This window comes from uncultured Alsobacter sp., assembly GCF_945952055.1.
Taxonomy (GTDB): domain Bacteria; phylum Pseudomonadota; class Alphaproteobacteria; order Rhizobiales; family Beijerinckiaceae; genus Alsobacter.
Genome location: NZ_CAMFHB010000024.1, coordinates 34,906 through 47,722 on the forward strand (window position 1 = coordinate 34,906; position 12,817 = coordinate 47,722).

Below are 12,817 nucleotides of genomic sequence, written 5' to 3' on the forward strand. Positions count from 1 at the left end.
GACCCACGACTTCCGCGCGTCTGGCCGAAGTCGTGGATGGCCGGGATGAGCCCGGCCAGGACAGTGGAGAGAGGCTCATGCCGAAGCGAGGGGCTACACCGCCCCCAGCATGAACGCCGCGCAGCGGCTGCCCATCATCATCGCAGGGGCGTTGGTGTTGCCCGCGTTGATGTCCGGCATGGCCGAGAGGTCGCACACCCGCAGCCCCTCCACGCCGCGCACGCGCAGGCGCCCGTCGAGCACGGCCATGGGATCGTTGGCCGGGCCCATGCGGGCGGTGCCGCAGGGGTGGTAGTTGGTTTTCACGAAGCGCTTGCAGTGGCGCGTCAGCGCCGCGTCGTCGGGTTCGGCCGCGTCGGGGATCGCGATCTTCGAGATGCGGTCGGCCAGCGGCCCCGCTTTCAGCGCCTGCAGGAAAAAGCGCTGGCCGGCGAGCATCATCGCCAGGTCTTGCGGATCGCTGAGCAGGTTTGGCGAGACGAGCGGCATGGCGTCGGGATCGGCCGAGGCGAGCCGCACCGTGCCGCGCGAGCGGGGCTTCACGACGACGGTGGTGATGGTGACGCCGTAGGTGTCGGCAACGAGCGTCAGAGTGTCCCGGTCGAGATAGACGATCGGGACGCAGAAGGCCTGGATCGTCGGCTCGCCGGACGGGTCCAGCGGGTTCACGAAGGCGCCGGCCTCCACGCCCGCCGACGTGATCGGCCCGCTGCCGAAGAGCTTGAAGTGGAGCCCGTTGAGCAGCATGCGCCAGCCGACGCCCTGCCGGTAATAGCCGTGCCGCCCGCTGAGCAGCGCGATCATCGGCACCTCGGGATGGTCGATCAGGTTCTCGCCGACGCCGGGCAGGTCGGCGACGACCGGCAGGCCATGGGTGCGCAGCTGGTCCGCCGGGCCGATGCCCGACAGCATGAGAAGCTGCGGCGTCACCAGCGCCCCGGCCGACAGCACGATCTCCCCGTCCGTCTCCGCGCGGCGCTCGCGACCGGTGGCGTCCCGGTAGACGACGGCGCGGGCCCGTCCGTGTTCCACCACGATCCGCCGCACCCGGCTCTGCAGCCGGACGGTGAGGGCGGGGTTGCCCTCGAGCGGGGCCAGGAACGCGTAGGCCGCGCTGGAGCGACGGCCGCGCCAGTTCATGAATTGATAGAAGCCGACGCCGCGCTGCGTCGGCCCGTTGAAGTCGTGGTTGTAGGGCTCGCCCAGCGCCTGGACGCTCTGCACGAACCAGCGTGAGACGTCGTCCACATGGCCGGGATCGGACACCTGCAGCGGGCCCGAGGCCCCGTGCAGGTCGTTGTAGAGCCGGTTGTTGCCCTCCATCCCGCGGAAATGCGGCAGCACGTCGGTCCAGGACCAGCCGGGCTGGTCGTTGTCGCCCGCCAGAAGCCTGTCCCAGGCATCGTAGTCGGAGGGCCGGCCGCGCATGTAGACCTGCGCGTTCACCGAGGATCCTCCCCCCAGCACGTTGGCCTGCGGGATGTCGTGCACGCGCCCGTCCAGGTGCTCCTGCGGGACCGTGTGGTGGTAGCGCATGTACTTGCTGCCGTTGATCATCTTGAAGATGCCCGGCGGCATGTCGAGGAGCGGATGGCGGTGCGAGTAGCCGCCTTCGAGGAGCAGCACGCGCGCCCCGGCCGAGGCGAGGCGCGCGGCGGCGACCGACCCCGCCGACCCGCCGCCGACCACGATGTGGTCGAACCGCTCCGCGTCCGCGCTCATGATCGGATCTTCTCCAGCCCCGCCCAGTCGAAGGCGATGCCGTGGCCGGGCCGGTCCGGCGCGATGGCCTTGCCCTCGCGGATCACGAGAGGTTCGGCGATGTAGCGCTCCAGCCCGAAGCCGTGCGCCTCCAGGTAGCTGCGGTTGGGGCAGGCGGCGAGGAGGTGGACGGTGACGTCGTGGGCGCCGTGGCTCGTGACGGGCAGGTTGAAGGCCTCCGCGAGGTGGGCGATCTTCACGAAGGGCGTGACGCCGCCGCAATTGGTCACGTCGGGCTCCGGGAAGGTGACGCCGCCACCGGCGATGTAGAGCTTGAACTCCCACAGCGTGCGCAGGTTCTCGCCGGCCGCGATCGGCACGCCGCCCTCGCGCACAATGCGGGCGTGGCCGGCCGGATCGTCGGGGATGGTCGGCTCCTCGAGCCAGCCGAGATCGTAGAGCTGGAAGGCGCGCGCCGCCCGGATCGCCTGGTCGACGCTCCACTTCATGTTGGCATCGACCATCAGCGGGAAACCGTCGCCCAGGTGCTCGCGCATCGCGGCCACCCGCTCGACGTCTTCCGCCAGCAGCTTGCGGCCGACCTTCATCTTGATGGCGCGAAAGCCCTTGCCGAGGTTGTCGTCCGTCTGGCGCAGCAGCGCGTCGAGCGGCAGGTCGAGGTCGATGCCGCCGGCGTAGCAGGGCACGGCCGGATCGTAGCCGCCGAGCAGCTTCCACAGCGGCAGGCCGGCGCGCTTCGCCTTCAGGTCCCACAGGGCCATGTCGAAGGCCGATAGCGCCAGCACCGTCGGCCCGCCGCGCCCGCCATAGTGGGTGGCCCACCAGACCTTTTCCCACAGTCGCTCGATCGCGTCGGCGTCCTCGCCCGCCACGATCTCCGGGATCTCGCGGGCCAGCACCGTGTCGACCGCGGCACCGTTGCGCCCGACGGTGAAGGTGTAGCCCACGCCTTCGGCCCCGTCGGCGTCGCGCACCCGGATGGTGTTGAGCTCGAAGTCGCGCATCTGCCCGTGCGTGCTGTCGGTGAGCACCTGGGGCAGGGGGATGCGGTAGAAGCCGGTTTCGAGGTTGTCGATGGCGGGCATGGGGATCTCTCGCGTGAGGAGCCGGCGGGCTCAGGCCTCTTCGGCCCGGCCCGCGAGACGGGACTGGAGGATGACCACGACGAGCAGGAACACGCCGCGCACCACCGACTGCCAGTAGGCGGACAGGCTGATCCAGCCGAGCCCGTTCTCGAAGTTGAGGATGTTGAAGATGAGGCCGAGCAGCAACACGCCGGCGAGCGTGGTGCCGACCGACCCCACGCCACCGGTGAGCAGGGTGCCGCCGACGACGACGGCGGCGATGGCGAAGAGCTCCCAGCCGACGCCCTCGATGGGTTGGCCCGCTCCGAACTGTGCCGCCAGGATGACGCCGGCGAGCCCGGCCAGCCCGCCCGAGGCGAGATAGACGAGCGCCTTGGCCCGGTCGACGGGCAGGCCCATGAGCCTGGCCGCATCCTCGTTGCCGCCGACGGCCAGCACGGTGCGGCCGAGCGCCGTGAGGTTCAGCACGACGGACCCGGCCAAATACGCGGCTGCGGCGATCCAGGCTGGCACGGGCACACCGAGGAGGTCACCCTGGCCGAGCTCCGTGAAGCCGGTTTCATAGGACACGGACACCGACTGGTTGCCGGCGAGCAGCAGGGCGCAGCCGCTGGCCGCGAGCATGGTCGCCAGCGTGGCGATGAAGGGCAGGACCCGCAGCCTCACGATGACGACGGCGTTGACGGTGCCCACGAGGAGGCCTGCGGCCAGCCCGGCGCCGAGACCCGCCACCACGCCGTGGGCCGAGGCCAGCGCCGAGGCCACGCTGGCGAGCGCGGCCGTGGACCCGACCGAGAGGTCGATGCCCCCGGTCATGATGACGAAGGCCATGCCGAGCGCGACCAGCGCGAACATGCCGTTGTAGCGCAGGACGCTCATGACGTTGAACGGATCGAGGAAGTTCTCGTAGCGCCCCCAGCCGAACAGGACGAGGGCGGCGAGCGCCAGGAAGACACCCCATTGGCCGAGGTGGCGCAGCGCGGCATCCTTGGCCGGGTTCGTGGTGACGGGCACGGGAGGGGCAAGGCTCACGGCGCGCGCCTCACCTGCAGGACCACGGCAGCCAGGATGATCCCCGCCTTGACCACGAGCGCGGCGGCGTCCGGTACCCCGTTGGCGAGGAGCGTGTAGCGCACGAGCTGGATGAGCAGCGCGCCCCACAGGGTCCCCACCACGCTCGCCCGTCCGCCGGTCAGCAGCGTGCCGCCGACCGCCGCTGCGGCAATGGCATCGAGCTCCACGCCGAGGCCCACGAGGTTGGCGTCCGCCGCCGAGTTTCGGGCGACGACGATCAGGCCCGCCACGCCGGCCAGCGCGCCGGAGAGGGCGTAGACGCCGCGCTTCACCCGGACGACCGGAACGCCGGCCAGGCGCGCCGCGGTCTCGTTGCCGCCCACGGCCAGCACCCGGCGTCCGAACAGGGTCCGGCGCAGGGCCCAGGCGGCGACCACGACGACGACCGCCATCAGGATCGCCTGGACCGGGATGCCCGCGACGCGCTCCAGCGCGATCCACTGGAAGCCCGGTGTGTTGAACACCTGCAGATTGCCGTTGGTCATGACCTGCGCGATGCCGCGCCCGGCGATGAACAGCACCAGCGTCGCCACGATGGGCTGGATGCGAAAGCGCGTGATCAGCCAGCCGTTGAACCAGCCGAGCGCCGCGGTGACGGCGACGGGCACGACGAAGGCCAGCACGATCGCCGGCGGCCCGCTCAGGCCCGGCACGAGATGGCCGAGGAAGATGAGGGGGGCGAGCGCCCCGGCGATCGCCATCAGCGACCCTACCGAGAGGTCGATGCCCGCCGTGGCGATGACCAGCGTCATGCCGACGCCCACGATGACGGTGGCGCAGACCTGCGTGAGGTTCACGTTCAGCGTCTGCCAGGTCAGGAAGTTGGGCGTGAAGGCCGCGTTGAACAGGATGAGGAGCACCAGCGCGAGCAGCGCCCCGTGCGGGGCCAGGCGATGGCCCCAGCCGGGCCGCCGCGAGCCGGCGGGGGCGGGGGCTGCGAGGCTCTCAGTCATGGCGCACCTTGGGCGCCTCGGCGGCGCCTCCATGCGCCATGGCGGCCATCACCGCGTCTTCGCTGACCTGCGCGCCGCGCAGCTCCGCAACCGAGACGCCGTCCCGCAGCACGAAGATGCGGCTTGCGGCCTCCACCACCTCTTCCAGCTCCGACGAGATCATCAGCACGCCGAGGCCGTCGGCCGCGAGTTCGCGCACGAGAGTCAGGATCTCGGCCTTCGCGCCCACGTCGATGCCGCGGGTGGGCTCGTCGAGGATCATCAGGCGCGGATCCATGCACAGCCAGCGGGCGAGCAGCACCTTCTGCTGGTTGCCGCCGGAGAGCTCTCGGATCGGCTGCTCGGGGGAGGCGCAGCGCACGCCGAGCCGCGCGATGAAGCGGTCGGCCACCGCCTTGGCCTGCGCCTCGTCGACGACGCCCCGGCGCGTGAGCCGCGGCATGAGGGCGAGCACGAGATTTTCCCGGACGGACAGGTCCGGAACGATGCCTTCCGTCTTCCTGTCCTCGGCGCAATAGCCCAGGCCCGCGGCGATGGCGGCGGCAGGCCCGTCGATGGGTCCTGCGCTGGCAACGATCACGTCGCCCGAGGCCGGTCTGTCGGCGCCGAAGATCAGCCGCGCGGTCTCCGAGCGCCCCGACCCGAGGAGCCCGGCAAGGCCGACGATCTCGCCCGAATGGACGGAGAGGGAGACGTCCCGCACCCGGCGGCCGCGGGCGAGATGGCGGGCCTCCATCAGGGGCTCCCGGCCCGGCGTGCCGGCCGTGCCTGCATGGACGGCCTGTTCGAGGTCGCGCCCCAGCATCGCGCGCACGAGCTCGAAGCGGCTCACCTGCGACATGGCCGCGCTCAGCACGGTCCGTCCGTCGCGCATCACCGTCACCCGGTCGCAGACGGCGTAGAGCTCGTCGAGCCTGTGGCTCACGAAGACGACGGCGACCCCGTCGGCCTTGAGCTGGCGGATGACGCCGAACAGCACCTCCACCTCCGCCTCGTCGAGCGAGGAGGTGGGCTCGTCCATGACCACCAGCCGCGCGGAGAAGCCCACCGCCCGGGCGATGGCCACCATCTGCTGCACGGCGGTGGGATAGCTCATCAGGGGGCGGCGCACGTCGATGCCGCGGATGGCGAAGCGCGCCAAAAGAGCCTCGCTCTCCCGGTGCATGGCGCCCCAGTCCAGCAAGCCGAAGCGCCGGCGCTCGCGGCCGAGGCAGATGTTCTCCGTGACCGAGCGGAACGGGACGAGGTTGATCTCCTGGTGGATGGTCGCGATACCCGCGTCCTGCGCGGCGCGCGGATTGGCGAAGGCGACCGGCCGTCCATCGAACACCATCTCGCCCGCGTCGCGGCGGTGGCTGCCGGTCATGACCTTGATCATGGTGGACTTGCCGGCGCCGTTCTGGCCGATCAGCGCATGCACCTCCCCAGGCTCGACCGCGAGCGAGGCCTGCTGCAGCGCCGGCACGCCGCCGAAGGCCTTGTCGATGCCCTGCATCAGGAGGAGAGGCGCCATGAAGCGGTCGTCCGGACCTATCGGGCCATCAACCACCTCTCCGCGTCCCGGCCGGGCTTGGCCGGGCCATCCACGACTTCGGCGGTGGGCCAGAGAACTGCCCGGGCAAAGTCGTGGATGCCCGGGCCGAGCCCGGGCAGGACGGCTGAGAGTGTGGCGGGCCCACCTGTTGGCACTGCGGGTGAGGCCCCCCTCAATACGCGTCCGTTATCAGCTGCTTGGCGTTGCTCGCATCGAAGAACCGGTCGGTGTTCACCACCCACGGCTCGATCTTCTCGCCCTTGGCGTAGCGCTTGGCGGTCTCGAAGGCCTTGGGCCCGAACTTCGGATTGCATTCCACCGTGGCCAGCAGCTTGCCGTCGACGATCGCCTGCAGCGCGTCGCGGGTGCCGTCGATCGAGACGATGATCACGTCCTTGCCGGGCTTCTTGCCGGCGGCCTCCAGCGCCGCGATCGCACCCATCGCCATCTCGTCGTTGTGGGCGTAGATGGCGGTCGCGTCCGGGTGGGCCTGCAGCAGCGTCTCGGCCACCTGCCTGCCCTTGTCGCGGGCGAAGTCGCCCGACTGTGAGGCGACGATCTTCATGCCGCTCTCCGCCTTCACGCGCTCGTCGAAGCCCTTCTTGCGGTCGTTGGCGGGCGAGGATCCGGTCGTGCCCTCGAGCTCGATGATCGTCGCCTTGCCGTTGGTCGCCTTGATCAGCGCCTCGGCCGCGCGCTTGCCCTCGTCCACGAAGTCCGAGCCGATGAAGGTGACATAGTCCACGCCGGGCTTGGCCAGGCTGGGGTCGACGCTGCGATCGAGCAGGATCACCGGGATGCCAGCCTTCTTCGCCGCCATGACGGCCGGGATCAGCGGCTTTTCCTCGCGCGGCGCCAGGAAGATGAGGTCGACCTTCTGGGCGATCATGCTGTTGACGTCGGACACCTGCTTGGCCGCCGAGCCGGCGGCGTCGGTGTAGACGAGCTGCCAGCCTTCCTTCTTGGCCTGGTCCTGCATGCTCTGCGTCTGCGCGATGCGCCAGGGATTGTTGCTCTCCGTCTGCGCGAACCCGACCTTGTAGGTCTGCTTGGCCTTGAGCGGCGGCAGGCCCTGAGCCAGCGCCGGGTTTGTGCCGAGCGCGAGGGCGGCCGTTGCCGCCAGCAGTGCCGTGCGGCGCGTCAGGAGCGTCATGGTTCTCTCCCAGGAGTGTTCTCGTCCACGTGGTTCGTCTGCCACGGCTCAAGAAGAGAATTGGATCAGCGAACAGTCAAGTAAAATGAAAGTAAAGCAGAGTTCAGGCTTTCAAGTATTGACAGAAAATGTCGTACAAAGCGATCGATGTCGGCTGGCAACGACGTCATCGATCAACCGAAGACATGACCGCTCCGCAGTGGCGCTCGCTACGCGGGAGGCGGAACGAGCCCGACGTGCCATCGGTTGAGCTCTGGACCTTGGCTCCCGGAAGCAGGACGCCGTCATGAAGATCGCGACATTCAACGTCAACGGGGTCAACGGACGCCTGCCGGTTCTCTTGCGCTGGCTGGCGGAAGCACAGCCCGACGTGGTGTGCCTGCAGGAACTCAAGGCCCCGCAAGAACGCTTTCCAGCCGCGGCGATCGAGGACGCAGGCTACGGCGCGACATGGCTCGGGCAGAAGAGCTGGAACGGGGTCGCGATTTTGGCAAAGGGTACGACGCCCGTACCGACGCGCCGCGGCCTTCCCGGTGAGCCGGAGGACGAGCAGAGCCGCTACATCGAGGCTGCTGTCGGCGGCATCCTGGTGGGCGGCCTCTACCTCCCGAACGGGAACCCGGCACCCGGGCCGAAATTCGACTACAAGCTGCGCTGGTTCGCGCGCCTCAAGGCCTACGCGGCGGGCCTGCTGGCCGAGAACGTCCCGGTCGTGCTGGCCGGCGACTTCAACGTGATGCCGACCGACCTCGACGTCTACAAGCCCGAACGCTGGCGGGACGATGCCCTGTTCCGCCCCGAGGTCCGTGCAGCCTATGCCGAACTCGTGGACCAGGGCTGGACGGACTGCCTGCGCCACCTCCATCCCGGCGAGCGGATCTACACCTTCTGGGACTATTTCCGGAATGCCTATGGCCGGGACGCCGGTTTGCGCATCGACCACCTGCTGGCCAGCCCCGCCGTGGCCGACGACCTGCTCGAGGCCGGCGTGGACCGGCACGTGCGCGGCTGGGAGAAGGCCAGCGACCACGCGCCGACATGGATCCGCCTGGGCGAGGTTGAAGGCTCGGCCGGGCGCGTGCCGCGGCGGTGAGCAGGGGGCCGGCGCTCTCCCCGCACCGGCCCCCCATCATCGATGCATCCTGACGGAAGAAAGCTCGCCGACCTCGGCGAGCTTCACCTCACAGCTGCACGCCCTTCGTCAGCGCTCCGTCGATCACCAGGTTCGTCCCCGTGGTGAAGGACGAGGCCGGGCTGGCCAGGAACACGACGCCGCGGGCGATCTCCTCCGGGGTGGCCATGCGCCCGGTCGGGTTGAGGGAGAGCGCCTGCTTGAACAGGTCCGGGATGTTGCGCTCGATGTGCTGCCAGATGCCGCCGTCGAAATAGGTGTTGCCCGGCGACACGGCGTTCACGCGGATCATCTTCGGCGCGAGCTCGTAGGCGAGGCGCTGGGCGTAGTGGACGAGCGCGGCCTTGAAGGCGCCGTAGGCCGGGCCGGTGAAGTCCACCTCGCGGCCCGAGACGCTGGAGATGATGACGATCGCCGGCGCCTTCGACTTCTCGAGATACGGCATGGCCGCGGTCACCGCGCGCACGGTGTGGAGCATGTCCACCTCGAAGCCGCGCCGCCACGCCTCCTCGTCGTTCTCGACCGCCAGGGCCGAGACGTTGGCGACGAGGATGTCGAGACCGCCCAGCGCCTGCGCGCTCGCGGCCACCCAGGCTTCCAGCGCCGCCTTGTCGCTGACGTCGACCGCCTGGCCGAAGCCCTTGACGCCCTTGGCGGTGAGGCCCGCGACGGCGTCGGTCACCTCGCCGGCGTTGCGGGCGCACACCGACACGTTCGCCCCTTCGTCGGCGAAGATGTCGGCGCAGCGCCGTCCGATGCCCTTGCTGCCGCCCGTGACGAGCGCGTTCAGTCCCTTCAGTCCGAGATCCACGACGATGCCCCTCTGTTACCGGATGTAGCTCTTCAGCATGGAGGCCCCGAGCGTGTATTTGGGGTCCACCATGTTGCCGACGCGCACGCGTCCGGCTTGCGTGCACAGGAAATAGGCCTCCGCCTCGTCGAAACCGTAGTCGGAGACGAGCCAGCGGATGAGGTCGCGATAGGCCATGCGCGCCGCGTCCTCCATGGGCCGCGCGCTGCCCACGCTCATGATGAAGTCCTCGGTCTCCAGCCGGACACCGGGGATGCTCCAGCCCTTGATCAGGTCGACCTGCACGGTGAGCACGGCCGGGATCTCGACCGCCACGCCGCAGAGTTCGCCGTCGCCCTGCCGGCCGTGGCAGTCGCCCATGTAGAGGTAGGCGTCCTTGTGCTGGACCGGGAAGTAGACGATGGCGCCCGGCGCCACGTCGGGGAGGTCCATGTTGCCGCCCCAGTAGTCCGGCTGCAGCGAGGACACCGCCTCGATCTCCGGGCTCACGCCGAGCGTGCCCACGAAGGGCTCGTAGGGCAGGGTGATCCGGTCGGAGAACTTCACGCCCGCCGTCGTGACCTCCATCTTCTTGACCTTCTCGGCGAGCGGCGCGTTGAGCATCGCGGTCGTCGGCGTCGCGACGAGGCCGCCGAACTCGGGGATCAACGCGGTGGTGCCCGCCGGCTGCGGTCCCCGCGGCACGATCGAGAGGATCCGCACCGCCAGCACGTCGCCCTTCTCGGCGCCTTCCACCGCCACCGGGCCGTTCTGCGGGTTCACGAAAGGCATGTTGAGGACCTTGGACGGCAGGTCCGCCTCGGTCTTGATGGCCCCGCCGAAGGCATCGTGGGTGTGGGCGGCGACGACGTCGCCGGGCCTGATCCGCAGCACGGGAGCGACATAGGGGCCGTACATGTAGCGATACTCGCCCTGCACCGCCTCGGTGATCTCGTGCGTCTGGCCCTGCGCGCCGCGCGCCACGCCGCGCCGGCCCATGTACGACGTTTCGATCCAGCTCATCCCCGCCTCCCATTCCATGGCATGACGCCATGATCTTAGGCGCGACGGCGGACGGTTCCAGGGGGCGGGCGTCGCTTCAGCCTAGTACGTCTGTCGCCTTGTGCGCCGGTCCGACATCGTCGACGAGGATCACGTCGGTCGTTGCGTTGTTCGTGCGCAGCGGCAGGATCTCCCGATAGGCGGGCGATCCGTACCATCCCGTGGCGCTCGCCCGGTCCGGGAAGGCGATCACCACGAGGGCGCCTTGCCAGTCGCCTTCCAGCGTCTCGACCGGCCCGCCGTGCACCAGGAAGCGCCCGCCGAACGGGCGCAGCGTCGCGTCGATGCGCTCGAGATAGCCGACGATGTCCGGCCCCATCCGGACGTCCCGCAGGTTGCCGATGGCATAGGTGGTCATGATGCGTCTCCGTGGCAGCCGTATGCGCCATGCCGGCGCGACGCCTGGAGAACACTGCGGATCGCGCGGCGAGTCGATGACCTCCGAGGTCATCGAACCGGGGCGGCCCCCGGTCTCAGCCCGCCTCGCGCAGCTTGCGCAGGCGCGGGTCGATCACGTCGCGAAGGCCGTCGCCCATGAGGTTCAGGCCCAGCACGGTGGCGGCGATCACGATCCCGGGGAAGAAGGCGATCCACGGCGCCTCGCGGATGTAGTTGCGCCCCTCGGCGATGATGTTGCCGAGCGAGGGGGCGGGGGGAGGCGGCCCCACGCCGATATAGCTCAGGATCGCCTCGGCCAGCACCGTCACGGCGAAGACGAAGGTGAGCTGGACGATGAGCGGGGACAGCGAATTGGCCAGGATGTAGCGCGTGACGATGCGCCAGTGGCCCGCGCCGATGGCCACCGCGGACTCGACGAAGGGCAGTTCCTTGACCACCAGCACGCTCGCGCGCACCACGCGCGCCGTGCGCGGCATGAAGGAGACCGTGAGCGCCAGGATCACGTTGAACTCCGACGGCCCGAGCGCGGAGGAGAGCGCGATCGCCAGCAGCACGCCGGGAAAGGCCATGAGCCCGTCCATGGTGCGCATGAACAGTCCGTCGAGCGCGTTGACGTAGGCGGCCAGGGTTCCGATCACGACCCCGGCGATCCCCGTTCCCACCACGACGCTGAGCCCGATGAAGAGCGAGACGCGGGCGCCGTGCAGCACGCGGGCGAAGATGTCGCGTCCGAAGGCGTCGGTGCCGAAGCGGTGCTCGGCCCCGGGCGCGGTCAGGATGGCGGTGTAGTCGTTGCGGTTGGGATCGTCGGGGGCCAGCACGCCGGCCAGCGCCGCGCAGGCGACGATGGCCAGGAACAGGATCTCCCCGATCAGGAAGGAGCGGTGCTCGAGGAGCCGAACCGCGAAGCGCCACGCCTGGCGCAGCCGGATCGCGGTCGCGGAGGGCAGGGCGGCATCAGCGGCCATGGCGCACCCGCGGGTCGAGCAGGCCGTAGAGCACGTCCACGACGATGTTCACGAACACGAAGATGCCTGCCGTCATCAAGAGGCCGCCCTGGATGATCGGGTAGTCACGCCGCTGGATGGCCCCCACGATCAGGCGCCCGCTCCCGGGGAGCGAGTAGACGGTCTCCACCACCACCGCGCCGCCGATGAGCACGCCGGTCATGACGCCGGCCACCGTGACGATGGGGATGAGCGCGTTGCGCAGCGCATGGACGAAGACGATCTGCCCGCCGCTGAGGCCCTTGGCCCGGGCGGTGCGCACGTAGTCCTGCCCCAGCGCGTCGAGCATGCCCGAGCGCGTCATGCGCGCGATCACGCCCATCTGGGTGAAGGCGAGGGTGAGGGCCGGCAGGGTCATGGACTTCGCCCAGCCGACGAGGCTCTCCGATGGCGGAACGAAGCCGCCGGTCGGCAGCCAGCCGAGCTGCACGGCGAAAACGACGATCAGCATCAGCCCGAACCAGAAATCCGGCATGGACAGGCCGAGCAGGGCGAGCGTCATGGCGCCCTGGTCGAGGGGGCGGTTGTGGTTGACCGCCGCGAGCACGCCCAGGAGCACGCCGAGCACGATGGCGAGCGTCAGCGCGATGGCGGCCAGCGACAGCGTCACCGGCAGGCGCTCGAGCACGGCGTCGGTCACGCTGCGGTTCAGCAGGTAGGAGCGGCCCAGGTCCCCGTGCAGCAGGTTCCAGTACCAGTCGACCGCCCGCTGCAGCAGCGGGCGGTCGAGGCCGAGATTCATCCGGATCTGCGCGATCTGCTGCGGGGTCGCGTCCGCGCCGGCGATCTCCGAGGCGACATCGCCCGGAACGATCCACATCAGCAGGAAGCAGACCAGGGACACGACGATCAGCACCGGAACGGCGCTGATCAGTCGCGATATCAGGAAACGCAGCATGCGAAGTC

General features: G+C 69.8%; 12 protein-coding genes. 1 reads left to right on the forward strand and 11 read right to left on the reverse strand.

What is annotated here, in order from left to right; genetic code table 11:
- Positions 1-93 precede the first annotated feature (93 nt).
- The 6 genes from Q0Q47_RS17900 to Q0Q47_RS17925 all read right to left on the reverse strand — a co-directional run bounded on the left by Q0Q47_RS17900 (position 94) and on the right by Q0Q47_RS17925 (position 7,521).
- Positions 94-1,722, reverse strand: coding sequence for a GMC family oxidoreductase (locus tag Q0Q47_RS17900; RefSeq protein WP_293862816.1), 1,629 nt, complete (start codon positions 1,720-1,722; stop codon positions 94-96).
- Positions 1,719-2,807, reverse strand: coding sequence for a mandelate racemase/muconate lactonizing enzyme family protein (locus Q0Q47_RS17905; protein WP_293862818.1), 1,089 nt, complete (start codon positions 2,805-2,807; stop codon positions 1,719-1,721). The genes Q0Q47_RS17900 and Q0Q47_RS17905 overlap by 4 nt, the downstream gene beginning before the upstream one ends.
- A gap of 30 nt (positions 2,808-2,837) precedes the next feature.
- Positions 2,838-3,821: an ABC transporter permease gene (locus Q0Q47_RS17910; RefSeq protein ID WP_293862908.1), complete on the reverse strand. Its 984-nt coding sequence runs from the start codon at positions 3,819-3,821 to the stop codon at positions 2,838-2,840.
- A gap of 14 nt (positions 3,822-3,835) precedes the next feature.
- On the reverse strand, positions 3,836-4,834 hold the full coding sequence (locus tag Q0Q47_RS17915; RefSeq protein WP_293862820.1) for an ABC transporter permease: 999 nt from the start codon (positions 4,832-4,834) through the stop codon (positions 3,836-3,838).
- On the reverse strand, positions 4,827-6,347 hold the full coding sequence (locus Q0Q47_RS17920) for a sugar ABC transporter ATP-binding protein (RefSeq protein ID WP_293862821.1): 1,521 nt from the start codon (positions 6,345-6,347) through the stop codon (positions 4,827-4,829). The genes Q0Q47_RS17915 and Q0Q47_RS17920 overlap by 8 nt, the downstream gene beginning before the upstream one ends.
- A 193-nt stretch (positions 6,348-6,540) precedes the next feature.
- Positions 6,541-7,521 carry an ABC transporter substrate-binding protein gene (locus tag Q0Q47_RS17925; protein ID WP_293862822.1) on the reverse strand — a complete coding sequence of 327 codons (981 nt, stop codon included), beginning with the start codon at positions 7,519-7,521 and terminating at the stop codon, positions 6,541-6,543.
- Between the two features lie 286 nt (positions 7,522-7,807).
- On the opposite strand from Q0Q47_RS17925, the gene xth reads away from it, so the two are divergent.
- Positions 7,808-8,614 carry an exodeoxyribonuclease III gene (xth, locus tag Q0Q47_RS17930; RefSeq protein WP_293862824.1) on the forward strand — a complete coding sequence of 269 codons (807 nt, stop codon included), beginning with the start codon at positions 7,808-7,810 and terminating at the stop codon, positions 8,612-8,614.
- Between the two features lie 88 nt (positions 8,615-8,702).
- On the opposite strand, the gene Q0Q47_RS17935 is transcribed toward xth, so the two are convergent.
- From Q0Q47_RS17935 to Q0Q47_RS17955, 5 genes are all read right to left on the reverse strand, one after another.
- The gene (locus tag Q0Q47_RS17935; protein WP_293862826.1) at positions 8,703-9,464 is read right to left on the reverse strand and encodes an SDR family NAD(P)-dependent oxidoreductase; all 762 of its coding nucleotides are present in this window, start codon (positions 9,462-9,464) and stop codon (positions 8,703-8,705) included.
- Between the two features lie 15 nt (positions 9,465-9,479).
- On the reverse strand, positions 9,480-10,466 hold the full coding sequence (locus tag Q0Q47_RS17940; protein ID WP_293862828.1) for an acetamidase/formamidase family protein: 987 nt from the start codon (positions 10,464-10,466) through the stop codon (positions 9,480-9,482).
- A gap of 76 nt (positions 10,467-10,542) precedes the next feature.
- Positions 10,543-10,863, reverse strand: a complete 321-nt coding sequence (locus Q0Q47_RS17945; RefSeq protein ID WP_293862830.1) for a DUF1330 domain-containing protein — start codon at positions 10,861-10,863, stop codon at positions 10,543-10,545.
- Between the two features lie 115 nt (positions 10,864-10,978).
- A complete protein-coding gene (locus Q0Q47_RS17950; RefSeq protein ID WP_293862832.1) occupies positions 10,979-11,872 on the reverse strand; it encodes an ABC transporter permease in 894 nt (297 codons plus the stop codon).
- Positions 11,862-12,809 (reverse strand): ABC transporter permease, encoded by a 948-nt coding sequence (locus Q0Q47_RS17955; protein ID WP_293862834.1) that lies wholly within the window; start codon positions 12,807-12,809, stop codon positions 11,862-11,864. The genes Q0Q47_RS17950 and Q0Q47_RS17955 overlap by 11 nt, the downstream gene beginning before the upstream one ends.
- Positions 12,810-12,817: the final 8 nt, after the last annotated feature.